Source organism: Phocaeicola barnesiae DSM 18169 = JCM 13652 (genome assembly GCF_000374585.1).
Taxonomy (GTDB): domain Bacteria; phylum Bacteroidota; class Bacteroidia; order Bacteroidales; family Bacteroidaceae; genus Phocaeicola; species Phocaeicola barnesiae.
Genome location: NZ_KB894643.1, coordinates 272,941 through 299,696 on the forward strand (window position 1 = coordinate 272,941; position 26,756 = coordinate 299,696).

Consider the following 26,756-nt stretch of genomic DNA (forward strand, 5'->3'; position numbering starts at 1 on the left):
ATAAATGTCGTACCTTTGCCGGCGAAAAAGAAATTACAAACTTAATCAAAGATAAAAGATATGTTCAAGAAAGGAAACAGAGCCAATACCTTGCATGGTATTCTATTGATTGCCTTATTCTCGTTTGCGGCGTTCTACATCGCAGAAATTCCTTTTGTAAAAGGATTATCCTTCAGCCCGCTTATCGTCGGAATCATTCTCGGTATGCTATATGCCAACAGCTTACGGAACAAACTTCCGGAAACATGGGTACCGGGTATCAAGTTCTGTACCAAACAGATTCTGCGCGCCGGTATCGTACTGTACGGCTTCCGTCTGACTCTGACCCAAGTAGCTGCCGTAGGACTTCCGGCCGTAGTAATCGATACCATCATCGTAGCCGGTACCATTTTCCTGGGAATCTTCTTGGGAAAACTGCTGAAAATGGATAGTGACACTTCTTTGATGACTTCAACGGGTAGCGCCATCTGTGGGGCAGCCGCCGTACTGGGTGCTGAACCTGTGGTACGTTGTGAAGGACACAAGACAGCCATTGCGGTTTCTACCGTAGTTATCTTCGGAACCATCTCCATGTTCCTTTACCCCATCATGTACCGTTCGGGCATGCTGAGCGCATTGGGTGATACCGGCGTTGCCATCTATACCGGAAGTACCCTACACGAAGTGGCACATGTAGCCGGTGCCGGTAATGCCATGGACCCGACCGATGCCCTGGGAATCGCCGGAACAGCTACCATCACGAAAATGATTCGTGTCATGATGCTGGCTCCCGTACTGGTTATCATGAGTTTCGCTTTGGCGGGCCGCAAGAAAGCAACTCCGGATGCCAACAATGGAAAAAGTAAAATTACAATTCCTTGGTTTGCCTTCGGTTTCATCGGTATCATCTGTCTGAATTCGTTGCTGCAAGCCACTTTAGGAGTAGAAAGCGTAAAGGAAATCCCGTTAAACGGTGCTATCGAATACATCGATACATTCATGCTGACCATGGCCATGACAGCGCTGGGTACCGATACCAGCATCGACAAGTTCAAACAGGCAGGCGCCAAACCGTTTGTCTTGGCCGGACTGCTGTATATCTGGCTGGTTGTAGGCGGATACCTGCTGACTAAATACCTCGTTCCGATGCTCGGATAACTTCGCTCGGCTCAAAATCAAACGCAATAAATTTGTTCGTATCAAGGACAAAAAGCTGTCTTCCCATTCGGGAGGGCAGCTTTTTTTTTAATCTATATCCGACGAATTATCAGGATAACAGACTCTCAAGAAGTCTGACAATATCTTATTCCTGTTTATCGAAGTAATCGAGTGTCCAACTGTCCATCCATTCAATCACCGGTGTTCCTTCTTTGAATTGAACAGGCAACCAGATATAACGTGCATCACTCGGATGTTTCGGACGCCAGATATCAGCCATAAACATGTACGCATCCTTCTTGCCTGGGATGTTAAGTACATAAGTACTTTGTCCACCGAAAGTAATTTCTGATTTTGGTCCCACACAAGGATTCGGATGCTGAGTCCACGGTCCCCAAATACTTGGAGCAGAAAACATACGGGCTTCGTTAGGATCCCATCCCGTACAACCGGAAGTAATTAACCAATACGTTCCATCTTTCTTGAAGATGGCAGGAGCTTCGTTATGTCCACACGGAGCAATACGGGCGTACTTACCGGTATGGCTCAAATAATCGTCACTCAGTTCCGCAACGTGCAATGTCAGGTTATCCTCCGAAGAGAAGATATGATAAGCCTTACCGTCATCATCTACAAATAGCTGCATATCTCTGGCCATCTGACCTCCTTCCAGATCACGTTTTACAAATAGTCCCTTCGCTATGGCCTCTCTCCATTCCGGAGTCCACCATTCTTTAAAGTTCTCAAGATTAAGCGTATCAAATACCGCTTTCTGCTCTTCAGTCATATCGAAAGGAAGCTTACCGGCATTCGGACGAAGCGAACCGATATACTGAAACGGACCTACCGGGGAATCACTAACAGCACAAGCGGATCTTGCGGCCGAATAACCTTTTCCCTTCAGCTCAAGATGAAACCACATCACAAACTTCTTTGTCTTTTCATTATAAATGACTTTCGGACGCTCCATGATACAACCCTGAATGATGTCACTGGTTGTATCGTTCATCTCGACAGGAAGAACAACACCTTCATTTTTCCAATCCGTCAGATTCCTCGAAGAATAACACATGATACCTACCATGGCTGCACTGGTAGAATCACATTTGTTTTCGCCATACCAATAATAAGTATCATCGTAAACAAGCATTCCACCACCATGAGCATTCACATGGACTCCTTTATCATCGAGCCATAATTCACCCGATCTGATCGGTTTCATCGGTTCCGTCTGAGCGCAGGATACCAATAACAAAACACCGAATAAACAACCTAAAAATGTCTTTTTCATAGTTTCTTCTTATTTTCCGGCAAAAGAAGTATTTTTTTTTAACACAAGCAGCAAAAACAACCACTTTTTTAAAAGAAAAGAATCTTTTTCTATCCGCACCTTTGCACCATCACATTTTGCTCGTCTGACCGAAAACGTCTACCTTTGTATAGAAATCCAACAACCATATCATGATACAACAGACATCCTTTACATTACGCCCACGCTCCCGCGGTTTTCACCTGATTACAGACGAAGTCATCAGCAAATTACCGGAATTACCCAAGACTGGTTTGTTGAACCTGTTCATCCAACATACCAGCGCCGCACTTTCCATCAACGAGAACTGCGACCCGGATGTACGAAGTGACCTGGAAAAGATATTCAATAACCTGGTACGCGAACGGGAATCGTGGTACAACCATACATTGGAAGGTTGGGACGACATGCCGGCCCATGCCAAATCGACCCTGGTGGGTGCCAGTCTTTCCATTCCCATCACAGACGGTTCTTTGAATCTGGGTACGTGGCAAGGTATTTACCTGTGTGAATTCCGTAACCATGGCGGTGGCAGAAGAATTATCGCCACAATAATAGGATGATTTTTTAATGAATTGTCCCCCGATAAAGCTAAGGAAGAAGACAGCCGTCAGGCATAAGATGTACGAAGAGAATCAGCATCATTTCTTTTCGTACTTCCGCCGGTAAAGCATGGGAGCCATCTTCATCTGCTTCTTAAAGAACTTGCTGAAAGAAGCCTGGTCAGAAAAATGCAACTCTTCGGCAATCTGTCCCACCGGGATACGTTCATCCTCCAGTATCAGCATGGCCTGATGCACAATTTCGTTGCAGATTACCTCATGAGGTGTCTTTCCGATTTTCTCTTTGACCACCCGTGTCAGGTGTTTGGTAGAAATACACAAGGACTCGGCATAGAAATCGACGGTATGCTCCGAAGAAAAATACCTGGAAACCAATTTCAGGAATCCCAACGTAATGAAATCATATTTGTTGATATGCGGAGTAAAACGATCTGTGTCTTCACGATGAGACAACATGATGTTTCCCAGCTCCAGACTGAAACTCTTGAAATACAACTGTGCCAACTCCTGACGGTAGAAATGTTTCATATCAGACAGGCATTCCCGAAGCAACAGAAGCTGATGTTCCAGTGTACCACACTCCTTTTCTGACAATTCCTGAACAGGGATATTCAACCGTTCCAACAGGTATCCCTGAGGGCCCGGACGCAGATTCTTCAAAGATTCACTGGCAAACTCAAATGTAATAAATACTCCCCAAGCCTGTAAATCAGGGCTGAATTGCTCCATCTGGATAGAAACCGTTTCCATAACATCCAGAAAAGCGTATGCCCGTACTTCATAGTTCCTGCCTGCAATCTGCAGCGACAAACTTCCGTGGCAGACCAACATGAACAGGCGGCTTCCTCCCAACGTACGTCCCTCCAGTCGTCCGAAATCGGAAGGAGACACCAGCAGGATTCCTCCCTTCAAATAACAGGTAGGCGGAAATAAAGGCATCAATTCTTTCTGTGTCATCCGTATGCAATTTTCATTTACCGGCAACCAATATAAAGAATCCTGTCTTCCGCAAACAAATCTTTGCGCTAAATAGACATAGGGTTTACTAATAAGTTCTAATACTGGGTGATATGGACAAATGATTGTACCTTTTGTCCAAACAGTACGCCTCTCTAGCCCTCTATTTTTACCTCAGAATCTCAAATTAAACGAACTATGAAGGTAAAAAGTATTCTCGGAATCGGCCTCTGCTGCCTTGCATTGTCTGCCTGTCAGCAAAGCCGGAAACCACAAGAAGAAGGTGGAAAGTATCCGCTTCTGACGCTGACACCGGAAGACAGGCAGCTCTCTGTAAAATATTCCGCGGTGATAGAAGGAAAGCAGGACGTAGAAGTGCGTCCGCAAGTATCAGGTACCATTACGCAAGTGCTGGTAGAAGAAGGTGCCCACGTACATAAAGGGCAGGTACTGTTCATTATTGATCAGGTACCTTATCGGGCTGCCCTGCAGAAAGCCCGGGCTGCCGTGGCGACCGCAGAAGCCAACGAAGCGACGGCCAAACAGACACTCGACGGAAAAATGTCGCTTTACGAAGATAAAGTCATCTCGGATTTCGAATTGCGGACGGCACAGAACGAATACAAGAGTGCCCAGGCAGCCTTGTTACAGGCTCAGGCGGAACTTACTGACGCACAAAACAACCTGTCGTATACCGAAGTGAAAAGTCCGGTAGACGGTTATGCCGGTATGACCTCCTACCGTATCGGCGCCCTGGTAAGTGCCTCGATGACCGACCCGCTTATCCGAGTTTCGGACAATTCGGAAATGTATGCCTATTTTTCCCTAAGCGAGAAACAGGTACTCACCCTGACAGCCCAATACGGTTCATTGGACCAGGCGCTCGCTTCCTTTCCCGAAGTTTCGTTGGAACTGAACGACGGAAGTACATACGCCCAGAAAGGAAAAGTAGATGTCATCAGTGGCATCATCGACAAGACAACCGGAACTGTCAGCCTGCGGGCAATATTCAGCAATCCGGACAAACGGCTGATGAGTGGCGGTTCAGCCAATATCATCGTTCCGTATGACCGGACACAATGCATTGTTATCCCGCAAGGAGGAACGTATGAAATCCAGAACCGTATCTTTGCCTTCAAGGTGATAGACGGAAAAGCAGTCTCCACGCCTATCGAAGTGTTCGAAATCAATAACGGTACCGAATACATCGTCGAAAAAGGCTTGCAGGCAGGCGATGTCATCGTATCCGAAGGTGCCGGTCTACTCAAAGACGGAACCATAGTCAGCACTCCACAAGACGAACAGGCACCAACCGATAAGAAGAAGGAGGCATAACCATGAAACTACAACATTTCATTGACCGACCGATTCTGTCTATCGTCATATCCGTCGTTATTCTGGTGGCAGGCCTCATCGGACTGTATGCCCTATCGGTAGAACAGTATCCGGACATCGCACCGCCTACCATCCGAGTTTCCACGACCTATAGCGGCGCCAATGCCGAAGCGGTTCAGAAAAGTGTCATCGTGCCACTGGAAGAAGCCATCAACGGAGTAGAGAACATGACTTACATGACTTCTACCGCCAGCAACACGGGTAGCGCCGAAATTACGGTCTATTTCAAACAAGGAAGTGACCCGGACATGGCGGCTGTAAACGTACAGAACAAGGTTTCTACAGCCACTTCTCTTTTGCCGGCCGAAGTGACCAAAGTAGGTGTCACCACCATGAAACGCCAAAGCAGTATGCTGAAAATTTTCGGGCTTTACAGTCCGAACGGTACCTACGACAGGAACTTCCTGACCAACTACCTGAGCATCAACGTCAAGCCACAGATACAACGTATATCGGGAGTAGGCGAAGTAAATGTCATGGGAGGTGACTATGCCATGCGTATCTGGTTGAAACCGGACGTAATGGCCCAATACGAACTGGAGCCGAGCGATGTAGAAGCCGCCCTTTCCAGCCAGAATATAGAAGCTTCTACCGGCTCCATCGGTGAAGATTCGAAAAATGTGTACCAATATACCTTGAAATACCGCGGACGTCTGGAAAAGGAACAGGAGTTCGAAGAAATCGTCATCCGGGCCTACGATGACGGACGCGTATTGAAACTGAAAGACATCGCCACCGTGGAACTGGGTGCCCAAAGCTATTCCTATACCGGAACGGTGAACGGTGCACCGGGAACTACCTGTATGATTAACCAGACCGCCGGAACCAATGCCAACGAAATCATTACAGAAATAGACAAGTACTTGGATGAACTGAAAGAAACCCTGCCGGAAGACATGGAAATCGTGGAACTGATGAGTACCAAAAATTTCCTCGACGCTTCTATCGATGAAGTCATCAAAACCCTGCTGGAAGCCATCGTGCTGGTCGTACTCGTGGTATACGTGTTTCTGCAGAATCCACGTTCCACCCTCATCCCGACCATCAGTATCTTCGTATCGCTTATCGGTACGTTTGCCGCGCTGTACATCGCCGGATTCAGCATCAACCTGCTGACCCTGTTCGCCCTGGTACTGGCCATCGGTACCATTGTAGACGATGCCATCATCGTAGTAGAAGCGGTCCAGGTACGTTTCGACGAAGGCTACCGGTCGCCTTACAAGGCTTCCGTAGATGCCATGACAGGTATCTCCTCGGCCATCGTCACTTCTACCCTGGTCTTCATGGCGGTATTCGTACCCGTATCATTTATGGGAGGAACCTCGGGCGTCTTCTATACCCAGTTCGGTATTACCATGGCGGTAGCGGTCGGTATTTCGGCCACCAACGCCTTGACCCTTTCCCCGGCCCTCTGTGCCCTGATTCTACGACCCAACGAAATCCTGACAGACGGCAAGAAACCGGAATTCTCCACCCGTTTCCGTCTGGCTTTCGATTCTGCCTTCAAGCGGATAGTCCTGAAATACAAGAGCGGTGTCAAGTTCTTCATCAAACGGAAATGGCTGGCATGGACCTCTTTCGCCGCAGCCGTCGGATTACTTTTCTATTTCATGGGAACAACCAAGACCAGTCTGGTACCTTCGGAAGATACCGGTTCCATCTTCATCAGTCTGGATGCTCCTGCCGGCAGTACATTGGCCGAAACCGAAAGCATCATGAACGAAGTGGAAGACGAACTAAAGGAAATACCACAGATAGAAAACTTCAACAAAGTAGCCGGATTCGGAATGGGTTCGGGCAGCGGTGCCTCGCACGGTATGTTCATCGTCAAACTGAAACACTGGGACGAACGGCAGGACAAAAACAGCAGTGTAGATGCCATCTCGCAGGAAATCTACCGCCGTACCGCCCACATCAAGAACTGCAACCTCTTCGTATTCTCTCCACCGATGATTTCCGGTTACGGAACCGGTAACAGTTTCGAACTCTACCTTCAGGACCGCTCCGGAAAAGGAATCGACGCGCTTAGCCAGGTAACCGACACCTTCCTGGTGGCACTGAACAAACGTCCTGAAATCCAGATGGCCTATACCTCCTTCAGCGCCAACTTCCCTCAATACCGGGTGGATGTAGATGAAGCACAGTGCCAACGAGCCGGAACGACAACCGAAGCGGTACTGTCCGTTCTTTCAGGTTACTATGGAAGCCTCTATGTTTCCAACTTCAACCGCTTCACCAAACTGTACCGTGTCATCATCCAGGCTCCGTCCGACGAACGAAAAAGCATGCAGTCGCTCGACAACGTCTTTGTAAAGACTTCGGGCGGTATGGCCCCTGTCAGTCAGTTCGTCAAACTGACCAAGACTTACGGTGCGGAATCGTTGACCCGCTTCAACATGTTCTCGTCCATCAACGTACAGGGAATGCCTGCCAGCGGTTACAGTTCGGGCGATGTCATCAATGCCGTAAAGGAAGTAGCCGCACAGACCCTGCCTACCGGCTACGGCTACGAGTTCTCCGGCATGACCCGTGAAGAAGAACAGATGGCCAACTCGCACGACACAATCATCATCTACGGCGTATGTATCTTGTTCATCTACCTGATATTGTGCGCGCTGTACGAGAGTCTGTTCATCCCGATGGCGGTTATCCTATCCGTCCCGTTCGGACTGATGGGAAGCTTCCTCTTCGCACGCATGTGGGGCATAGAGAACAATATCTACTTGCAGACAGGACTTATCATGCTAATCGGACTGTTGTCGAAAACCGCTATCCTGCTGACCGAATATGCCACCGAACGGCGTAAGGAAGGCATGTCGCTCACCCAAGCCGCCATTTCCGCCGCCGGTGTCCGTCTCCGTCCGATTCTGATGACCGCCCTGACCATGATATTCGGTCTGCTCCCGCTGATGTTCGCATCGGGTGTAGGTGCCAACGGCAACACCTCCCTCGGCGTAGGCGCGGTAGGCGGTATGCTGATCGGTACCATCGTCCTGCTGTTTGTAACCCCCGCCTTCTTCATCACCTTCCAATACATTGAAGAGCGGGTTATGGGTAAACGTAAAGAAGACAGAAAACTATGAGAAAGATAACCTGCATAACCATCATTTGTATAAATATGGTACTGCTGAGCAGTTGCCACATTTATCGGAATTACCAGCGTCCGGACAATCTGCCTACCGACAGCCTGTTCCGGGATGCCGACAATCAGCCTGTCACAGATTCCCTTTCCCTGGGGGATCTGCCCTGACAGGAAATTTTCCAAGATACCTTGTTGCAGCAGTACATCCGGTACGGCCTGGAGCATAACACCGATATGCAGACGGCACTGCTACGGGTAGACCAGGCAAAAGCCCAACTGACCGCTGCCAAGCTCTCTTTCCTGCCCTCGCTGACCCTCTCTCCGCAAGGTACCTTGACCAGCACGGCCGGAAGCAAAACCGTAAAGACGTATGAACTACCGGTACAGGCCAGCTGGGAAATCGACCTGTTCGGCAACCTGCGGAATGCCAAGAAAGGTACACAGGCTACCCTGCTGCAACAGCAAGCCTACCAGCAGGCTGTCCGTTCGGAACTGATAGCCGGTATCGCCAATACCTATTATTCCCTGCTGATGCTGGACGAACAGGTGGCCATCAGCCAGTCTACCCTGGAAGTCTGGAAAGAGCAGGTACGAACCATGGAAGCCCGGATGAAAGTGGGTGAAGAAACCGAGAATGCCGTCACCCAAGCCCGTGCCAGCCTGTATGAACTGGAAGCCACCCACAACGACCTGCTCCGCCAGCAACGGGAAACCGAAAATTCCCTCTGCACCTTGCTGGGGATGACTTCGCGCAGTCTGGAACATGGAACACTGGACAAACAAATATTTCCGGAAACACTTCCTACAGGCATCCCTGTCCGTCTGCTTTCCCGCCGACCGGACATCGTACAGGCCGAAATGACCCTGGCCAATGCCTATTACACTACGAACCAGGCACGCTCGGCTTTCTATCCGAACCTGAACCTGAGCGGTAGCGCAGGCTGGACCAATGCCCTCGGACAGGCAGTCACCAATCCGGGGGACTGGATTCTCTCGGCAGTCGCCTCACTGACCCAACCGCTTTTCAACCGCGGAAAACTGATTTCCAACCTGCGCGTATCGAAAGACGAAGAACAGATTGCCTTGCTGAACTACAGACAGACATTGCTGGATGCCGGACAGGAAGTGAACGATGCCCTCTATGCCACCGAATCGGCCGGAAGGAGTCTGGAAAGTCACCGGAAGCAATGCCGGGAACTGGAACGTACGGTACAGACATCCGAAGCCCTGTACCAAACCGGCAACGCCACCTACCTGGAACTGCTTACCGCCCGTCAATCGCTACTGAATGCCCGGCTGAATGTAGTAACCGACAGTTTCACACAGTGCCAGGCGGTCATCAATCTGTATCAGGCACTGGGAGGAGGAGCCGAATAGTCCATACGGATGCCGACAGAAAAATTCAAATAAATGCAATATAACCAACTTAATAGCCTTGAAGTATGAAAAAAATTACATTGTTAATGCTTTCCCTGTTCCTCTATGTAACAGGCCAAGCGCAGACGGTAGAAAAGAGAATTTATACACAGGCAGAGCAACAAGCTGCCCAGGAACGGGAAGAACAGAAGCGGACAGAAGAAGTACAGGATTCTATCCTGTTCGTAGAAGCCGTAAAAAGTCTGGAAAAACTGGACTTCGTAGTCGAAGCGGACAAATTGATATTCAAGCACGGCGAGACGGCCTATGTCACCTCGAACACCAATTTCTTTTCACTTTCGGACGACCAGGCCGTCGTTCAAATCGCCCCGTTCAACAGCGGGGGGCCGAACGGTGTAGGAGGCATTACGCTGGAAGGCCGCGCTTCGAACATCAAGATGAAAACAGACAAGAAGGGAAACATCAGCTTTTCCATGAGCGTTATAGGCAATGGTATCTCTGCCAATGTTTCCCTGTCCTTGCCACAAGGCAGCCATCGGGCTACCGTAACCGTCAACCCGAATTTCAGTTCAAACCGGATAACCTTCAGCGGTTATCTGGTACCTAAAGAGTGTTCCACTGTATTTCAAGGAACTTCATTCTAATATACTTTATCATTATCATTACTGAGCAGAGGTCAGCCTCCATCCGACGGATAGCCTGAAACGATCCCGGTGGAGCTGACCTTTTTTACTCATTCCGCAACAAAAACAGCAAATCTTTTCATCGGCCCGAAAATACTTCGTATATTTGCGCCCGCTATGGCAAAGTATCTGTTTCTTTTATACATCGCACTGGGAATATATCTGCTATCCGGATACAGTTCCGATACCCATAACACTCAGCAGTACGATACCTCCTGTACTACTGAACAATATTATGGGAATGAAACAGTCTACCGTAAATCCGAATCCCAATCCGGGAAAAAAGAAATCAATAAAGAAAAGTACCACCTTGCCAAGACAGGAATAGGTCGCACAGAATCCATCTGTTCATGGCGTACTTGCTGCCCATCCAAGATTCTGAAATTCCATCCCACCCCTTCCGTATTGGCCCGTACAGCCAGACTCCTGAAAATACTTCTTCCCGAAGATAAAGAAACCTTCTTTTCTCCCCCGATTCTATCCAACCGCTATCCCAGCGAATATTACATTTTCTGCTTAAAACGTATTCTGATTTAGCATACCGATTGTTATACAACAAGACGGTAGGGCATCTTATACCCGTATCTTGCCTGTTTCCGCCATGAGAGACTTGTTCCTGTATCTGTCTGTCCTGAAAGAGAAAGGAACCCCTGTTTTAATTATGCTAATTATCAGTTTACATGGATTTTATATTCGATTTTATTCTACACATCGACCAATACCTGATCGGTATTGTACAGACTTATCATACCTGGGCTTATATCCTGCTGTTTCTTATCATTTTCTGTGAAACAGGACTCGTAGTGACACCGTTCCTTCCGGGAGACTCCTTGCTTTTTGTCTCCGGAGCCATCGCTGCCCTTCCGGGCACTCCCCTGGAGGTCAACCTGTTGGCTTTGATTCTATTCATAGCTGCCGTAGCAGGAGATTCCTGCAACTACATGCTCGGACATCTTTTCGGGAAGAAACTCTTCAACGGAAGAAACACCGGCATCTTCAAACAGAAACACCTGGACAAGACTCATGAGTTCTATCGGAAATACGGAGGAAAGACCATCATCATTGCCCGATTCGTACCTATCGTCCGCACTTTCGCCCCGTTTGTGGCCGGCATGGGTAAGATGCACTACACTTATTTCATGATATACAACCTGATAGGCGGTGCATTATGGGTAGCCTCATTCTGTTACGCCGGATATTTCTTCGGCGACCTTCCATTCGTACAGCAGAATCTGAAACTGCTGATAGTAGCCATTGTGGTCATCTCCATCCTACCGGCTGTCATCGAAGTAGTACGGGCCAAATGGAAACTCCGTCAACAGACAGTCTGAACTGTCATCCGATACTCAATCAAATAACCAGGACTTAAAATAGTTTATTGCATACATCTTATGAAAAATTCTTTTTTTAGCCGATTTACACCACAAGAACCCAAGTTCTTCCCGATGTTGAAACACTTGTCTGAAATCCTGATGGTCTCTGCCGACCTGCTGGTAGAAAGTCTGGAACACAACAGTCCGAAAGAACGGAACGAATATTACAAACGCATCAAGGACATCGAACGGGAAGGCGACAAACAGACGCATCTGATTTTCGATGAACTGGGAAAAACATTCATCACCCCGTTCGACCGCGAAGATATCCACGACCTGGCTTCTACCATCGACGATGTCATCGACGGCATCAACAGTTCGGCCAAGCGTATCACCATCTACAACCCGCGTCCCATTTCAGACAGCGGAAAGGAACTGAGCCGACTCATCCGGCAGGAGGCACAATACATCGCGAAAGCCATGGACGAACTGGAAACTTTCCGTAAAAAGCCTACCGCGTTGCGTGAATATTGCGTGAAGCTGCACGACATCGAGAACCAGGCAGACGATGTGTACGAGTTGTTTGTAAAGAAACTTTTCGAAGAAGAAAAAGACTGCATCGAACTGATTAAAATCAAGGAAATCATGCAGGAACTGGAAAAAACGACCGACGCCGCCGAACGCGTAGGAAAGATTTTGAGAAACCTGATTGTAAAATATGCATAAAGGGAAACAAGCCACATGGAAATACTTATCCTGATTATAGCGCTGGCCTTGATATTCGACTACATCAACGGGTTCCACGATGCAGCCAATTCAATCGCCACCATCGTTTCTACCAAAGTCCTGACACCATTTCAGGCAGTGATATGGGCGGCCTGCTTCAATTTCGTGGCTTTCTTCATTGCCAAATGTATCATCGGTGGATTCGGTATCGCCAATACGGTATCAAAAACAGTCGTGGAAGACTACATTACCCTACCCATCATTCTGGCCGGGGTCATTGCCGCCATTGTCTGGAACCTGTTCACATGGTGGAAGGGAATTCCTTCGTCTTCTTCGCACACCCTTATCGGAGGATTCGCCGGAGCCGCCATCATGGCCAACGGATTCCAGGCTATCCAGCTGAATATCATCCTGAAGATTGCGGCCTTCATTTTCCTGGCCCCGATTATCGGTATGGTCATCGCCTTCGGATTTACCCTGCTGGTATTGTACATCTGCCGGCGTGCCCACCCACATACGGCCGAAGTATGGTTCAAGAAACTCCAGCTCATTTCTTCGGCCATGTTCAGCATCGGACACGGTCTGAACGATTCACAGAAAGTAATGGGTATCATTGCGGCGGCCATGATAGCCGCCCACTCGGAAGGTATCGGTATGGGAATCCACAGCATCAACGACTTGCCCGACTGGGTAGCCTTCGCCTGCTTTACCGCGATTTCATTGGGAACCATGTCCGGAGGATGGAAAATCGTGAAGACCATGGGTACCCGCATCACCAAAGTAACCCCGCTGGAAGGTGTGATAGCCGAAACTGCCGGTGCCTTTACCCTGTATCTGACGGAATACCTGAAGATTCCGGTCAGCACCACTCATACCATAACAGGAGCCATCATCGGTGTAGGAGCTACCAAACGGCTCTCGGCGGTACGCTGGGGGGTAACCAGAAGCCTGATGACGGCCTGGGTACTGACCATTCCGGTAAGTGCCTTGCTGGCTGCAGCCATCTACCAGATTATCAACTTATTCTGATTTCCGTTAGAAGTCATCAAAAACGTCCGTTCGTCTTGATGAAAACGAACGGACGTTTCAAACAGTTCGTGCTCGTGTTTTACCTGAAACGAACGTTTGTTTTTTCTTGATTTTACAAGCCGACGAAATAACCCTTCAAGGCTTCCACGTATTCAGCCATCGCTTCCCGCCCTGCCGATGTAATCCGACAGACCGTACGCGGCTTCTTTCCGACAAAACTTTTTTCGACGGAAACATATCCGGCTTCGCTCAGCTTGTCCAACTGGACACTCAGATTTCCGGCTGTTGCCTGAGTCTTTTCTTTCAGGTAGACAAACTCCGCCTCTTCTACTGTAAGCAGCAGAGACATGATGGACAAACGAAGCTGGGAATGCAGCAAAGGATTCAGTTCTTTCAGCATGAATGTTTCGCTTTTTTATTCAGAATATGCCCCGGTATCACCATCATGATGATGAAAGACAACCCGAAGTACAGGTACCAGTCCACCGTAGCCGGTTCGTGGAAGGTATACTGCATCAACATGTAAACAGCAAAGGCAAATCCCACCAACGGGGCATACATGACACTCCGCTCCTTGATAATGATTCCTGTAATGGAAGTACCGATTCCTCCATACAACAGAGACAATGGCAGCATCAATGAAAAATCACCATAACCGTGTGCCGCCGAAACCACGCCCATCATCAGGACCGTTATCAGAAACAGCCAACCGATAATCCACCAGACTTTTGCCAGTACCGTATCGGTATAAGTCACCACCGATTCCTGTTTCAGATCCTTCCGTCGTCTGGCTTCCATGAATCCCCAGAACACGAACATCAGGAACCAGCCGTATGCCCACGTATCATTCTGCGTAAAAAAGACCAGCATAAAAAGCAATATAGACAAGGCCGCCGTAAAATAACCGAAACAAAGGAAAGTATTTCCGGCACCCACCTTCAGACCCTCGCGTGTGGAACTTATCATCCGACTGATCAGTTCCAGACTCTCTCTTTCAGACAATTTGTTTTCTTCCATAAGGCATCGAATTAAAGGTTAGAACAAATAAGTTTATTTTATAAACCACAAACTTTCAAGAAAAGGGAGATGCGCGCTTACCTCCCCTCCTTTTCACAAAGATAGAGAAGTTTATTTTATAAACCAAATAAAAAGAGAACTAATTTTGCAAGAAAAAAGGGCAACCGGTCATCGGCTGCCCTTTCTCATGGTATCATCTTTCCAATCCATCATCAGAATTCCGAAGTGAAGTGGAATTTAATGTGCTTGAAATCCATCTGAGCCATCTGCAGCACATAACCGCTGTCGGCCAGGAAAACATCACGGCCGTCACGGTCTTTTGCCATGTACTGATACTTACGTTTCTTGAAAGCTTCCAGTTCTTCCGGGTCGTCGCTCTCTATCCAACATGCCTTGTAGAGGCTGACCGGTTCCCAACGGCACTTCGCGTTGTATTCGTTTTCCAGACGATACTGGATAACCTCAAACTGCAGCTGACCTACCGTACCGATAATCTTCCGGCCGTTGAACTGGTTGACAAACAACTGGGCCACACCTTCGTCCATCAGCTGGTCGATACCCTTGTTCAGCTGCTTGGTCTTCATCGGGTCTGCATTTTCGATGTATTTGAACATTTCCGGCGAGAAGCTCGGCAGTCCCTTGAAATGCAGCATTTCTCCTTCGGTCAGCGTATCACCGATTTTAAAGGTTCCGTTGTCCGGCAGACCGATGATATCGCCGGCCCAAGCCTCATCCACCGTAGTCTTCCGCTGTGCCATGAACTGCGTAGGCGAAGAAAAACGCATCGTCTTGTTGTGACGTACGTGCAGATACGGTGTATTACGGGTAAATTTACCGGAGCAGACCTTACAGAAAGCTACACACGAACGGTGGTTCGGGTCGATATTGGCAGTAATCTTGAATACGAAACCGGTAAATTTCGGTTCATCCGGCTGTACGGTACGTTCTTCTGCCTGTACCGGACGCGGACTGGGAGCAATTTCCACAAAAGTATCCAGCAATTCCTGCACACCGAAATTATTCAACGCAGAGCCGAAGAATACCGGAGCCAATTCTCCCTTCAAGTAATCTTCCACATTGAATTCCGGATAAACTCCGTCAATCAGTTCCAGCTCGCTGCGTAATTTGTCGGCCAGCGGCGAACCGATGTGCTTGTCCAGTTCTTCGGTATGGATATCCACTTCCACTTTCTCTGTCACCACCTGTTTGGACGGCTGGAACAGATTCAGCTTCTGTTCATAGATATTGTATACCCCTTTGAAACGCGGACCGCTTTCTATCGGCCATGTCAACGGGCGTACATTGATAACCAGTTCCTCCTCCAGCTCGTCCAGCAAATCGAACGGGTCTTTTGCTTCGCGGTCCATCTTGTTCACGAAGATGATAACCGGTGTATTCCGCATACGGCACACTTCCATCAGCTTCCGTGTCTGGGTTTCCACACCCTTCGCACCGTCCACCACGATGATGACACTGTCTACAGCCGTCAGCGTACGGTACGTATCTTCCGCAAAGTCCTGGTGACCCGGAGTATCAAGGATATTGATTTTATAATCATGGTAATCAAACTCCATCACGGAAGTAGTGACCGAAATACCACGCTGCTTTTCGATATCCATCCAGTCGGAAGTCGCAGTCTTCTTGATTTTATTCGATTTCACCGCTCCGGCCACCTGAATCTGTCCACCGAAGAGCAACAGCTTTTCGGTCAACGAAGTCTTACCGGCATCCGGGTGAGCGATAATCGCAAACGTTCGTCTTCTTTCTATTTCTGCGTTCATTTTATCTGTTTAATGATTGTTTTTCTTATTCCAGTTCCAAATCTCCCTGCTTATCCTTGATGTAATAACCGGCAAGTATCGCCAACAGGTCACCGATGGTCTTCATCGCCTTCTGTGTTTCTTCGGAAACTTCCTTCTTCTGCAGTTTCAGCATCCATACTCCATACATGGCATCGAAACAGGTTTCCAGTTCAGGTACATCCTTATCGGCGCCTTTCGCCCGCAGTTCTACAATCAACGGGAGAGCCTTGTAATAGGCTGCACTGTAATACGGGAATTTAGGAGAGCGCAACAACCGCAGGTGCAGGTCTGTCAGCCATACGATAATGTTCTTGTTGATCTGCAGGTGCCCCTTCTCCATCACCCCTTCATCGTGCATCATGTTCACCAGGTCTTCGTACCAACGGTACAAATCACGTTTCTGCTCTTCCGAAACCGGATACGGATCGATAATCCGTTCCTTGATTTTGGCCATATCGAACTGATTGGCACGGATCGAATCTTCCACCTGCCACATATACAGCAGGTATTCTGCGATATTCTGTTGTTTTAACTGTTGAGAAATATACATATCAGGACAACGATTTTCCAAACAAGGTCATGATAATCCCTACCACCGACGCGATGATGACCACCACACCGATAATCCGGTTCAACATCCAGATACCCCGCACATTGAAACGGGTACGTACCTTATTGACAAAATAAGTGATACCGAACCACCAGGCCAGTGCCCCCAGAATGATGGCCAGGAAACCTACCAGCTGGAAACCTATCGGGCTACCGGGCATCACAAACGAAAAACGGGCAAACAGACCGATGAACAGGAAGATTATCAACGGATTGGAGAAGGTTACAAAGAAAGCCGTGATGAAATTATGCAGATAAGTACCCTTACGGGCGGAAACCGGACGCAACGCCTTGACCGGATTGCTGCGGAACGTATAGATACCGAAAGCAAGCAGCATGATACTGCCCACCACCTGCAGGAACATCTGATGCTTCACAATCAGTTCATCCATGAAACTCATACCATAACCTGTAATCAAGGCATAACAGATGTCACTCAACGCGGCCCCCAGCCCGGTCACAAAACCGAACCAGCGCCCCTTGTTCAAGGTCCGTTGAATACACAGTACACCCACAGGGCCCAACGGAGCAGACACGACTACCCCGATAATAAACCCCTTTATCAACAAATCCAGTATGGTAACCTGTTCTATCCAATTCATACTGCAAAGATGAGACTTTTTTGTGAAAGTACCTATATTTCATTCTTATTTTCTTTCTTACAAACGGGGTTTTATGTAACTTTGCACAACAAACAAAGCTTATTCAACACACACTTGAAATACTATCTATAACAAATACAAGAAGAACTATGATTCTATTTTTCAGAACCCCTGCAAACAGTGTGATAGCCACAGCCTGCAACAAAGAGTTGAGCGCTGAAGATGTCAAGAAATTGTGCTGGCTTTACAGTGAAGCCACTGTAGAGACCGAAGACAATCTGAAAGGTTGTTTCATCGGTCCGCGCCGCGAGATGATTACCCCGTGGAGTACCAATGCGGTGGAAATCACTCAGAATATGGGTTTAAGCGGAATCCGCCGTATCGAAGAATATTTTCCGGTAAAAGATGAAAATGCGGAATATGACCCCATGCTCCAACGCATGTACAAAGGATTGGACCAGCAGATATTCGATGTAAACATCAAACCGCAACCGATCATCTACATCGAAAACCTGGAAGAATACAACGAACAGGAAGGCCTGGCGCTGTCACGCGAAGAAATGGATTACCTGCTGAAAGTAGAAAAAGACCTGGGACGTAAACTGACCGACTCAGAAGTATTCGGTTTCGCCCAAATCAACTCGGAACACTGCCGTCATAAAATCTTCGGTGGAACATTCATCATCGACGGAAAGGAAATGGAATCTTCCCTCTTCCAGATGATCAAGAAGACTACCCAGGAAAACCCGAACAAGATCATCTCGGCCTACAAGGACAATGTGGCCTTTGCCGAAGGTCCTGTGGTAGAGCAGTTCGCTCCGCAGAACCATGCCACTTCCGATTATTTCATTATCAAAGATATCAAGACTGTCATCTCCCTGAAAGCGGAAACCCACAACTTCCCGACTACCGTAGAACCGTTCAACGGAGCGTCTACCGGTACCGGCGGTGAAATCCGCGACCGTATGGGTGGAGGTAAAGGTTCCTGGCCGATTGCCGGTACCGCAGTCTACATGACTTCTTACCCACGTACCGACGAAGGACGCGAATGGGAAGATATCCTGCCTGTACGCAAATGGCTGTACCAGACTCCGGAACAGATCCTGATCAAGGCTTCAAACGGTGCATCCGACTTCGGTAACAAATTCGGCCAGCCGCTTATCTGCGGTTCTGTCCTGACCTTCGAGCATCAGGAAAACGGTGAAAAATATGCGTACGACAAAGTCATCATGCTGGCAGGAGGTGTAGGTTACGGAACTCAGCGTGACTGCCTGAAAGGAACTCCGACAGCCGGAAACGAAGTCGTTGTGATGGGTGGTGACAACTACCGCATCGGCCTGGGCGGCGGTTCTGTTTCTTCTGTAGAAACCGGACGTTATTCTTCCGGTATCGAGCTGAATGCCGTACAGCGTGCCAATGCAGAAATGCAGAAACGTGCCTACAATGTAGTACGCGCCCTCTGCGAAGAAGATACAAACCCGATTGTTTCTATCCACGACCACGGCTCAGCCGGACACGTGAACTGTCTGTCGGAACTGGTAGAAGACTGCGGTGGACTGATTCATATGGACAAGCTGCCTATCGGTGACGAAACCTTGTCGGCCAAGGAAATCATCGCCAACGAATCGCAGGAACGTATGGGTCTGCTTATCGACGAGAAATCCATCGAACACGTGAAACAGATTGCCGAACGTGAACGTGCTCCGATGTACGTGGTAGGTGAAACTACCGGCGACCATCGCTTTGCCTTCGAACAGGCTGACGGCGTACGTCCGTTCGACCTGGCAGTCGACCAGATGTTCGGTTCTTCTCCGAAGACCTACATGGTAGACAAGACCGTAGAACGCCACTACGAAAACGTGTCATACGATGTAACGAAACTGAATGACTATATAAATAATGTATTACAGCTGGAAGCTGTGGCTTGTAAAGACTGGTTGACCAACAAGGTAGACCGTTCTGTAACTGGTAAGATTGCCCGTCAGCAGTGTCAGGGTGAGTTGCAACTGCCGTTGAGCGACTGTGGTGTGGTAGCCCTCGATTACCGTGGTGAAAAAGGTATCGCTACAGCTTTGGGACACGCTCCCCAAGCTGCCTTGGCTAATCCGGCAGCCGGTTCAGTATTGGCCGTTTCAGAAGCGTTGACCAATCTGGTATGGGCTCCGCTGGCCGAAGGTATGGACAGTATTTCCCTGTCTGCCAACTGGATGTGGCCATGCCGTTCACAGGAAGGCGAAGACGCACGTCTGTATACTGCCGTAAAAGCCCTTTCTGATTTCTGCTGTGCACTGCAAATCAATGTACCTACCGGTAAAGATTCCTTGTCCATGACTCAGAAATACCCGAACGGTGAAAAGATTATCAGCCCGGGAACCGTCATCGTATCTGCAGGCGGTGAAGTTTCTGACGTGAAGAAAGTAATCTCACCAGTGATGGTCAACAAGGAAAAATCTACTTTCTACCACATCGATTTCAGTTTCGACCAACTCCGTCTGGGAGGTTCTGCTTTTGCCCAGTCATTGAACAAGATTGGCGACGATGTACCTACCGTACAGAATCCGGAATATTTCCGCGATGCTTTCCTGGCCATCCAGGAACTCATCAACAAGGGACTGATTCTGGCCGGACACGATATTTCTGCCGGCGGTCTGATTACGACACTGCTGGAAATGTGCTTCGCCAATATGGATGGCGGTATGGAAATCAGCCTCGACAAGTTTACAGACCATGACATCGTAAAAGTGCTGTTTGCCGAAAATCCGGGTGTTGTCATCCAAGTAGCCGACAAACACAAATCTGAAGTGAAGAAGATTCTCGAAGATGCCGGTGTAGGTTACATCAAGTTGGGTAAACCGACCGAAGAACGTCACATTCTGGTAACCAAAGACGATGCCACCTACCAGTTCGGTATCGACTATCTGCGCGATGTATGGTATTCCACTTCGTACCTGCTGGACCGCAAGCAGAGCATGAACGGCTGTGCCAAGAAACGTTTCGAAAACTACAAGCAACAGCCGCTGGAACTGGTATTCGACAAATCATTTACCGGCAAACTGTCGCAGTTCGGCCTCAACCCGGACCGTCGCACTCCGAGCGGTATCAAGGCAGCCATCATCCGCGAGAAGGGAACAAACGGTGAACGCGAAATGGCCTACATGCTGTACCTGGCCGGCTTCGACGTAAAAGACGTAACCATGACCGACCTGGTAAGCGGACGCGAAACACTGGAAGACATCAACATGGTAGTATACTGTGGCGGTTTCTCCAACTCCGACGTACTGGGCTCAGCCAAGGGATGGGCAGGTACCTTCCTCTTCAACCCTAAAGCCAAAGCCGCTCTTGATAACTTCTATGCCCGTAAGGATACCTTGTCACTGGGTGTCTGCAACGGTTGCCAGCTGATGATGGAACTGGGGCTGATTACTCCGGAAGACAAGAAGCAGGGCAAGATGCTGCATAACGATTCACACAAGTTCGAATCAGCCTTCCTGGGCGTAACCGTACCGATGAACCGCAGTGTCATGTTCGGTTCACTGAGCGGTTCCAAACTGGGTATCTGGGTAGCTCACGGCGAAGGTAAGTTCTCATTGCCTTATCCGGAAGACCATTATAACGTAGTTCTGAAATATTCATACGATGAATATCCGGGTAACCCGAACGGTTCAGACTACAGCATTGCCGGTATTGCTTCGCAAGACGGACGCCACCTGGCCATGATGCCACATCTGGAACGTGCCTGCTTCCCATGGGAAAATGCCTATTACCCGGCAGACCGTGTGAAAGAAGATCAGATTACCCCATGGATGGAAGCCTTCGTCAACGCGCGTAAATGGGTAGAAACCCATATGCAGAAATAATTTTCGGCCTTACCGACCGGAGTTTAACTGAATAAATTCTCTAAGGGTTTTCCCCCTGTTACCAGCGGGGGAAACCCTTTTTTATGAGACTCTATTTTTAGTAGAAATTATATGATACGGAAATTGTCTTTATACATATCCAGTCTGCTTCTCTTTTTACTGGCCGCCTTACCTGTATCTGCTCAAATCTATAAATATATCGGTACCTCAGAAGGCCTCAGCAGCCGTCGTGTACTGGCTATCAACAAAGATAGCCGCGGATACATGTGGATTCTGACTCACCAGGGCATGGACCGTTTTGACGGAAAGAATTTCACACCTTATGAACTACGGAAAGACAACAAGGCAATCAGTTTTTTTCCGGATATGAACCGTATCACCAACAGTTCGAACCACGACTTATGGGTGTATGGAAAAGACGGTTACGTATTCCAGTACGATGAACTGCAGGACACCTTCAAGCTCGATTTCGATTTCTATGCCCAATTCCCGAATCTGAAACAATCCCCCATCACGGCTACCTACTTCGATAGCCATGACCGGATATGGTTCTGCTGCGGAAACCGCATCGTGCGTTTCTATACCGATACGCAACGGTTCGAAACCGTCTACGAGAAAGTCCTCAACGAAATAACCAGCATCACCGAAGGAGAATCTTCCATCTTCTATTTTTCTACCATTTCGGACATCTACCAGGTACAGTTCTATCCGGACAAGCCCAGTCAGGTCAAACGGATTTACCAGGACCCCAAACTCCGGTTCAGTTACCTCTATTATCATCCGCAGACCCGGCAGCTCCTCATCAATACCGTACAGAACAGCCTGTTTGCCTATCAAGTGGACAAGGGTATTGTGCTGAATCTGGGAAATTCACTGAAAGACGAAGGTATCAATGTCATCAAGCCCTATCCCTCGCCCGGCAGACAGAAAGTACTGATAGCCACCGATGCCGACGGTGTCTATACCCTCGACATGCAGACCTACCGCATGGAACACCTGCTGCAAGAAGATTACGAAAGTCCGAACAAGATGAACGGAAGCATCATCAAGGACCTGTATGTAGACGAGAAACACCAGATATGGAACGTCACATACCCGACAGGTATCACCATCTATTCGGAACTGTATCCGGCCTACACACAGCTACGGCGCTCTCCGGACCGTTCCAATTCACTGATAGACAACCGAGTGAATGCCATCCTTGAAGATTCTGAAGGCGATATCTGGTTTGCCACCAGCAACGGTATCAGCTGCTATTCCACAGGACGTGACCTCTGGACCAACTACATTACCGCCGACAGCAAAGATACTCCCAACGACAACCGCATCTTCATCTCCTTGTGCGAAACGACACCGGGAATCATCATGGTAGGCGGATATATGTCCGGCATCTACCGCATCAACAAGAAGACCCATCAAGTGACCTTCACGCCACAGATGGCGGATTCCCCACGCATGATGCCCGACAAATACATCCGCAGCCTGTATAAAGACAAAGACGGCATGTTCTGGATGGGAGGAGCGTACAGTTTCCGGAAATACGATGCGGAAACCGGGCAGTCTGAAATATACAATGCCCCCTACCCCATAACAAACATCACTACCTATGACGAAAAACGAATGTGGATAGGCACGACTCAAGGACTCTACGTATTCGATAAGATATCCAGACAACTGACCGCCTATGCCGACGACAACCGCATGGGGGGAATCAATACCATTTACCAGACTCCCGACGGCAGATATACCTATCTGGGTACCTATTCGGAAGGATTGTTTGTCATTGATAACCGTACTAACCAGATAGAAAACTACAATACCCAAAACAGCGGACTGACATCCAACAACATCTACAGCATCGTACCGAACCGGTACGGAGATATCTTCATGGGTACCGCCAGCTGTCTGAGCCAGCTGTATGTGAAAAAGAAAGAAATCATCAACTGGACCAAGGAACAGGGATTCCTATCGAACAGTTTTACCCAGGACGCGGCCATCCGTACACGTTCCGGGAAACTCATTTTAGGCAGTAACGAAGGAGCTTTCATTCTGCCGGACAGCTTGAATTTACCCGATAAATTCACCAGTCAGATGGTCTTCAGTAACCTGACCATCAACTACCAGTCGGTACATCCCGGAGAAAAAGGTTCTCCGTTGACCCGCCTCATCAACGAAACGCAGGAACTGACGCTGGACTACGACCAGAATTCCTTCTCCATGCAGGTTTCTTCCATCAATTACGACAATCCTTCTAATATCCACTACAGCTGGAAACTGGAAGGATTCTTCGATACCTGGTCACAACCTTCGGCCAACGGCACCATCCGTTATACCAACCTCTCACCAGGCACTTATACATTGAAGGTACGTGCCATCCTGATGGATACCCACCAGGTATTTCAGGAACGCGAACTGGAAATAACAGTCCTTCCACCTTTCTGGTTATCCTATTGGGCTTTCACACTCTATATTCTGTTGACGGTAGGAGCTGTCTACCTGTATACCCGTTACCAGATGATTCGGAAAGACCGGCGTATTTCACAAGAGAAGATTAATTTTTTTGTGCATACCGCTCATGACATACGTACCCCGCTTACCCTCATCAAGGCACCGTTGGCCGAAATTCAAAAGAGCGAACAACTGACTCCGGAAGGAATGCAGAACCTGACACTGGCCCTTCAAAGCACAGACAATCTCTCGAACCTGGCAAACAACCTGATGAACTTCCAAAAGGAAGAACTGTACAGTTCGAAAGTACTGGTTACCCGTACTCACCTGAACGAATACCTGAGCAAATATCTCCAACAGTTCCAGCAGTATGCCGAGCGGAAAGGGGTGTCTTTGCATTTCAAACCAGCCTCCCGGGAGTTGGAAGTCTGGATAGATCAGAACAAGATAGATTCCATCCTGCGTAATCTTCTGTCCAATGCCTTGAAATATACACTACAAGGAGGAACAGTCACTGTAGAAGTCGGTGAGTATAAAGGAAACTGGACACTCTCCATCAGCGATACCGGTATCGGTATTCCACAGAAGGACCAGAAGAAACTCTTCAAGTACCTTTTCCGAGGAGCAAACGCCACCAACCAGCTCATTACCGGGAGCGGTATCGGTATGCTTCTCACTTATCGGCTCATCCGGAACCATGAAGGGAAAATCTCTTTCCACAGCACAGAAAATGTAGGTACCAGTTTTCTGATCAGTTTCCCGATACGGAGCAGCCGGTACCAATATGAACCGGAACATACCCTTTCTCCCGATGAGACTAATGAAATAACAGCATCTGTTCTCAATGCAAGTACAGCACAGGAATCCGGAAAAGAAAAGGAAGCCACACAGTCAGACAATCGGAAAGACTGTCCTACGATACTCATTGTAGAAGACAATATAGCCCTACAGAAATTCCTCTGTCAGAGCCTTTCTGCACATTACCATACAATGGGGGCCGAGAACGGAATTGTCGCTTTGGAAAAGATAAAGACACAAATGCCGGATTTGATAATTTCGGATGTCATGATGCCAGGAATGGACGGATATGAACTGTGTAACCGTATAAAGACTCAGCTGGACACCAGCCACATTCCCTTTATTCTGCTGACAGCTTTGGGTGACCAGTCGCATATCCTGAGCGGATTGGAAACCAAAGCGGATTTGTATGTGGTCAAGCCGTTTGATTTGGTAGTATTGAAGGCATACATCGAAAGCCTGTTACAGAACCGCGAACTGTTACGACGACAGTACCGCCAGCAAGTAACCAAACTACCGGAAGAACCTGTTGAAGTACAACTTCCTACCAGTCTGGACGATGAATTCATGCAGCGGGTAACCCAGATTATCAAGGAAGAACTGGGCAACGATCTGACGGTAGATGTACTATGCAGCCGGATGAATATGAGCCGAACCAGTTTCTACAACAAGCTGAAAGCACTGACAGGCATCGCGCCGAACGATTTCATCCGTAACATCCGGATGCAGGAAGCGGCCCTGCTGCTGAAAACCCGGAAATACACCGTGGCCGAGGTTTCGGACCGGATGGGATTTGCCGATCCGAAATACTTTACGGACACCTTCAAGAAATTCTACGGCATGCCGCCCAGTACCTATATGAAACAAGAAAACAACGTATAAATACACATGACGAATTTTTATCTGAAATCTTTTCTCATCTTTTTCCGCATCGGAGTATTTACCATCGGAGGCGGATACGCCATGGTTCCCATCATCGAAGCGGAACTGGTAGACAAACGTAAATGGATCAGTAAAGAGGATTTTCTGGACCTGCTGGCCCTGGCACAGACAGTACCCGGAATCTTTGCGGTCAACATATCCATTTTCATCGGTTATAAACTCCGGAAATTCTGGGGAGCGTTCTGGATGGCGCTCGGAACAATTCTGCCTTCGTTCCTCATCATCCTGGCCATCGCCTTGTTCTTCCGGCAATTCCAGCATTACGAACCGGTAGAACGGGTCTTCAAAGGCATCCGTCCTGCTGTAGTGGCCCTGATTGCGGCACCTACCTTCAAGATGGCCAAATCGGCCCAGATCAGCCGTTACAACATCTGGATTCCGGTCGTTTCGGCCCTGCTTATCTGGCTCATCGGCTTCTCGCCCATCTACGTCATCATTCTGAGCGGTGTGGGAGGATACTTCTACGGCCGTTACAAGTCCAAAAAACTTTCTAAAGACAAAGGAGGAAACAACGCATGATATTTCTACAGCTTTTCTATACATTCTTTAAAATCGGCCTGTTCGGCTTCGGAGGCGGTTATGCCATGCTATCCATGATTCAAGGCGAAGTGGTAACCCGTTATGAATGGCTCAGTTCGTCGGAGTTTACAGACATCATCGCCATCAGTCAGATGACCCCGGGACCTATCGGCATCAATTCGGCTACCTATGTAGGCTATACCGCCCTGGTCAATGCCGGTTACTCACACGCCATCGGCATCTTAGGCTCGGCGCTGGCCACTTTCTCGGTGGTACTGCCTTCCTTCATTCTGATGATAGCCATCAGTAAATTCTTCCTGAAATACCAGAAACATCCCGCTGTAGCCGCCGTATTCTCCGGTTTGCGTCCGGGAGTGGTGGGTCTGCTGGCCGCCGCTGCCCTGGTCCTGATGAACGGCGAGAATTTCGGTACGGATACCTACCAGATTGTCGTCAGCATCCTGCTGTTTGCCGCTACTTTTGTGGCTTCACACCGGTTTAAGGTAAACCCTATCCTGCTGATTGTGCTTTGTGGAGTGGCCGGATTTTTCCTGTACTGATTTCAAAAAAAAGCCGGAGGTCAGTAAAACT

22 protein-coding genes are annotated in these 26,756 nt (G+C 48.4%); 15 read left to right on the plus strand and 7 right to left on the minus strand.

The window, feature by feature from the left end:
• The first annotated feature begins 60 nt into the window (after positions 1–60).
• Positions 61–1,137, plus strand: coding sequence for a YeiH family protein (locus C510_RS0101165; protein WP_018709502.1), 1,077 nt, complete (start codon positions 61–63; stop codon positions 1,135–1,137).
• A gap of 145 nt (positions 1,138–1,282) precedes the next feature.
• Here C510_RS0101165 and C510_RS0101170 read toward each other — a convergent pair whose 3' ends face one another.
• Positions 1,283–2,428: a glycoside hydrolase family 43 protein gene (locus C510_RS0101170; protein WP_025892118.1), complete on the minus strand. Its 1,146-nt coding sequence runs from the start codon at positions 2,426–2,428 to the stop codon at positions 1,283–1,285.
• Between the two features lie 170 nt (positions 2,429–2,598).
• On the opposite strand from C510_RS0101170, the gene C510_RS0101175 reads away from it, so the two are divergent.
• Positions 2,599–3,009, plus strand: coding sequence for a secondary thiamine-phosphate synthase enzyme YjbQ (locus tag C510_RS0101175; protein WP_018709504.1), 411 nt, complete (start codon positions 2,599–2,601; stop codon positions 3,007–3,009).
• Positions 3,010–3,087: 78 nt separating this feature from the next.
• Here the strand turns inward: C510_RS0101175 and C510_RS0101180 are convergent, their stop codons facing one another.
• Positions 3,088–3,966, minus strand: a complete 879-nt coding sequence (locus C510_RS0101180; protein WP_018709505.1) for a helix-turn-helix domain-containing protein — start codon at positions 3,964–3,966, stop codon at positions 3,088–3,090.
• 198 nt (positions 3,967–4,164) lie between these two features.
• Between C510_RS0101180 and C510_RS0101185 the strand changes: the two genes are divergently transcribed.
• The 9 genes from C510_RS0101185 (at position 4,165) to C510_RS0101220 (ending at position 13,571) form a co-directional block, all read left to right on the plus strand.
• On the plus strand, positions 4,165–5,301 hold the full coding sequence (locus C510_RS0101185) for an efflux RND transporter periplasmic adaptor subunit (RefSeq protein WP_018709506.1): 1,137 nt from the start codon (positions 4,165–4,167) through the stop codon (positions 5,299–5,301).
• 2 nt (positions 5,302–5,303) lie between these two features.
• Positions 5,304–8,444, plus strand: a complete 3,141-nt coding sequence (locus tag C510_RS0101190; protein ID WP_018709507.1) for an efflux RND transporter permease subunit — start codon at positions 5,304–5,306, stop codon at positions 8,442–8,444.
• Positions 8,441–8,611, plus strand: coding sequence for a hypothetical protein (locus tag C510_RS17690; RefSeq protein WP_018709508.1), 171 nt, complete (start codon positions 8,441–8,443; stop codon positions 8,609–8,611). Before C510_RS0101190 ends, C510_RS17690 begins: the two co-directional genes overlap by 4 nt.
• Before the next feature lie 6 nt (positions 8,612–8,617).
• A complete protein-coding gene (locus C510_RS15930; protein ID WP_244870441.1) occupies positions 8,618–9,820 on the plus strand; it encodes an efflux transporter outer membrane subunit in 1,203 nt (400 codons plus the stop codon).
• 65 nt (positions 9,821–9,885) lie between these two features.
• Entirely contained in the window at positions 9,886–10,464 is a 579-nt protein-coding gene (locus C510_RS0101200) for a DUF4251 domain-containing protein (protein WP_025892117.1), read from the plus strand.
• Between the two features lie 156 nt (positions 10,465–10,620).
• Positions 10,621–11,040, plus strand: coding sequence for a hypothetical protein (locus C510_RS0101205; protein WP_018709511.1), 420 nt, complete (start codon positions 10,621–10,623; stop codon positions 11,038–11,040).
• 143 nt (positions 11,041–11,183) lie between these two features.
• Positions 11,184–11,834 (plus strand): DedA family protein, encoded by a 651-nt coding sequence (locus C510_RS0101210; RefSeq protein WP_018709512.1) that lies wholly within the window; start codon positions 11,184–11,186, stop codon positions 11,832–11,834.
• A 60-nt stretch (positions 11,835–11,894) separates the two neighbouring features.
• A complete protein-coding gene (locus C510_RS0101215) occupies positions 11,895–12,542 on the plus strand; it encodes a DUF47 domain-containing protein (protein ID WP_022340560.1) in 648 nt (215 codons plus the stop codon).
• 15 nt (positions 12,543–12,557) lie between these two features.
• Positions 12,558–13,571, plus strand: coding sequence for an inorganic phosphate transporter (locus C510_RS0101220; RefSeq protein WP_018709514.1), 1,014 nt, complete (start codon positions 12,558–12,560; stop codon positions 13,569–13,571).
• A gap of 112 nt (positions 13,572–13,683) precedes the next feature.
• On the opposite strand, the gene C510_RS0101225 is transcribed toward C510_RS0101220, so the two are convergent.
• The 5 genes from C510_RS0101225 to C510_RS0101245 all read right to left on the minus strand — a co-directional run bounded on the left by C510_RS0101225 (position 13,684) and on the right by C510_RS0101245 (position 17,601).
• A complete protein-coding gene (locus C510_RS0101225; RefSeq protein ID WP_018709515.1) occupies positions 13,684–13,971 on the minus strand; it encodes a winged helix-turn-helix domain-containing protein in 288 nt (95 codons plus the stop codon).
• Entirely contained in the window at positions 13,965–14,588 is a 624-nt protein-coding gene (locus C510_RS0101230) for a hypothetical protein (protein ID WP_018709516.1), read from the minus strand. Before C510_RS0101230 ends, C510_RS0101225 begins: the two co-directional genes overlap by 7 nt.
• A 212-nt stretch (positions 14,589–14,800) precedes the next feature.
• Positions 14,801–16,369 (minus strand): peptide chain release factor 3, encoded by a 1,569-nt coding sequence (locus C510_RS0101235; protein ID WP_018709517.1) that lies wholly within the window; start codon positions 16,367–16,369, stop codon positions 14,801–14,803.
• Positions 16,370–16,394: 25 nt separating this feature from the next.
• Positions 16,395–16,940 (minus strand): DUF4924 family protein, encoded by a 546-nt coding sequence (locus C510_RS0101240; protein ID WP_018709518.1) that lies wholly within the window; start codon positions 16,938–16,940, stop codon positions 16,395–16,397.
• Between the two features lies 1 nt (position 16,941).
• Entirely contained in the window at positions 16,942–17,601 is a 660-nt protein-coding gene (locus C510_RS0101245; protein ID WP_018709519.1) for a LysE family translocator, read from the minus strand.
• 149 nt (positions 17,602–17,750) lie between these two features.
• On the opposite strand from C510_RS0101245, the gene purL reads away from it, so the two are divergent.
• The 4 genes from purL to C510_RS0101265 all read left to right on the plus strand — a co-directional run bounded on the left by purL (position 17,751) and on the right by C510_RS0101265 (position 26,725).
• On the plus strand, positions 17,751–21,458 hold the full coding sequence (purL, locus tag C510_RS0101250; protein WP_018709520.1) for a phosphoribosylformylglycinamidine synthase: 3,708 nt from the start codon (positions 17,751–17,753) through the stop codon (positions 21,456–21,458).
• 111 nt (positions 21,459–21,569) lie between these two features.
• The gene (locus tag C510_RS0101255; protein WP_018709521.1) at positions 21,570–25,586 is read left to right on the plus strand and encodes a hybrid sensor histidine kinase/response regulator transcription factor; all 4,017 of its coding nucleotides are present in this window, start codon (positions 21,570–21,572) and stop codon (positions 25,584–25,586) included.
• A 6-nt stretch (positions 25,587–25,592) separates the two neighbouring features.
• The gene (locus tag C510_RS0101260) at positions 25,593–26,165 is read left to right on the plus strand and encodes a chromate transporter (protein WP_018709522.1); all 573 of its coding nucleotides are present in this window, start codon (positions 25,593–25,595) and stop codon (positions 26,163–26,165) included.
• Positions 26,162–26,725 carry a chromate transporter gene (locus tag C510_RS0101265; protein ID WP_018709523.1) on the plus strand — a complete coding sequence of 188 codons (564 nt, stop codon included), beginning with the start codon at positions 26,162–26,164 and terminating at the stop codon, positions 26,723–26,725. The genes C510_RS0101260 and C510_RS0101265 overlap by 4 nt, the downstream gene beginning before the upstream one ends.
• The last annotated feature ends 31 nt before the right edge of the window (positions 26,726–26,756 follow it).

Coding starts and splice junctions, on each gene's coding strand:
- C510_RS0101260 (WP_018709522.1), top strand. CDS start 25,593: ATGACGAATTTTTATCTGAAATCTTTTCTCATCTTTTTCCGCATCGGA.
- C510_RS0101265 (WP_018709523.1), top strand. CDS start 26,162: ATGATATTTCTACAGCTTTTCTATACATTCTTTAAAATCGGCCTGTTC.
- C510_RS17690 (WP_018709508.1), top strand. CDS start 8,441: ATGAGAAAGATAACCTGCATAACCATCATTTGTATAAATATGGTACTG.
- C510_RS0101165 (WP_018709502.1), top strand. CDS start 61: ATGTTCAAGAAAGGAAACAGAGCCAATACCTTGCATGGTATTCTATTG.
- C510_RS0101175 (WP_018709504.1), top strand. CDS start 2,599: ATGATACAACAGACATCCTTTACATTACGCCCACGCTCCCGCGGTTTT.
- C510_RS0101225 (WP_018709515.1), bottom strand. CDS start 13,971: ATGCTGAAAGAACTGAATCCTTTGCTGCATTCCCAGCTTCGTTTGTCC.
- C510_RS0101240 (WP_018709518.1), bottom strand. CDS start 16,940: ATGTATATTTCTCAACAGTTAAAACAACAGAATATCGCAGAATACCTG.
- C510_RS0101245 (WP_018709519.1), bottom strand. CDS start 17,601: ATGAATTGGATAGAACAGGTTACCATACTGGATTTGTTGATAAAGGGG.
- C510_RS0101210 (WP_018709512.1), top strand. CDS start 11,184: ATGGATTTTATATTCGATTTTATTCTACACATCGACCAATACCTGATC.
- C510_RS0101220 (WP_018709514.1), top strand. CDS start 12,558: ATGGAAATACTTATCCTGATTATAGCGCTGGCCTTGATATTCGACTAC.
- C510_RS0101230 (WP_018709516.1), bottom strand. CDS start 14,588: ATGGAAGAAAACAAATTGTCTGAAAGAGAGAGTCTGGAACTGATCAGT.
- C510_RS0101170 (WP_025892118.1), bottom strand. CDS start 2,428: ATGAAAAAGACATTTTTAGGTTGTTTATTCGGTGTTTTGTTATTGGTA.
- C510_RS0101190 (WP_018709507.1), top strand. CDS start 5,304: ATGAAACTACAACATTTCATTGACCGACCGATTCTGTCTATCGTCATA.
- C510_RS0101205 (WP_018709511.1), top strand. CDS start 10,621: ATGGCAAAGTATCTGTTTCTTTTATACATCGCACTGGGAATATATCTG.
- C510_RS0101200 (WP_025892117.1), top strand. CDS start 9,886: ATGAAAAAAATTACATTGTTAATGCTTTCCCTGTTCCTCTATGTAACA.
- purL (WP_018709520.1), top strand. CDS start 17,751: ATGATTCTATTTTTCAGAACCCCTGCAAACAGTGTGATAGCCACAGCC.
- C510_RS0101255 (WP_018709521.1), top strand. CDS start 21,570: ATGATACGGAAATTGTCTTTATACATATCCAGTCTGCTTCTCTTTTTA.
- C510_RS0101185 (WP_018709506.1), top strand. CDS start 4,165: ATGAAGGTAAAAAGTATTCTCGGAATCGGCCTCTGCTGCCTTGCATTG.
- C510_RS0101215 (WP_022340560.1), top strand. CDS start 11,895: ATGAAAAATTCTTTTTTTAGCCGATTTACACCACAAGAACCCAAGTTC.
- C510_RS0101180 (WP_018709505.1), bottom strand. CDS start 3,966: ATGACACAGAAAGAATTGATGCCTTTATTTCCGCCTACCTGTTATTTG.
- C510_RS0101235 (WP_018709517.1), bottom strand. CDS start 16,369: ATGAACGCAGAAATAGAAAGAAGACGAACGTTTGCGATTATCGCTCAC.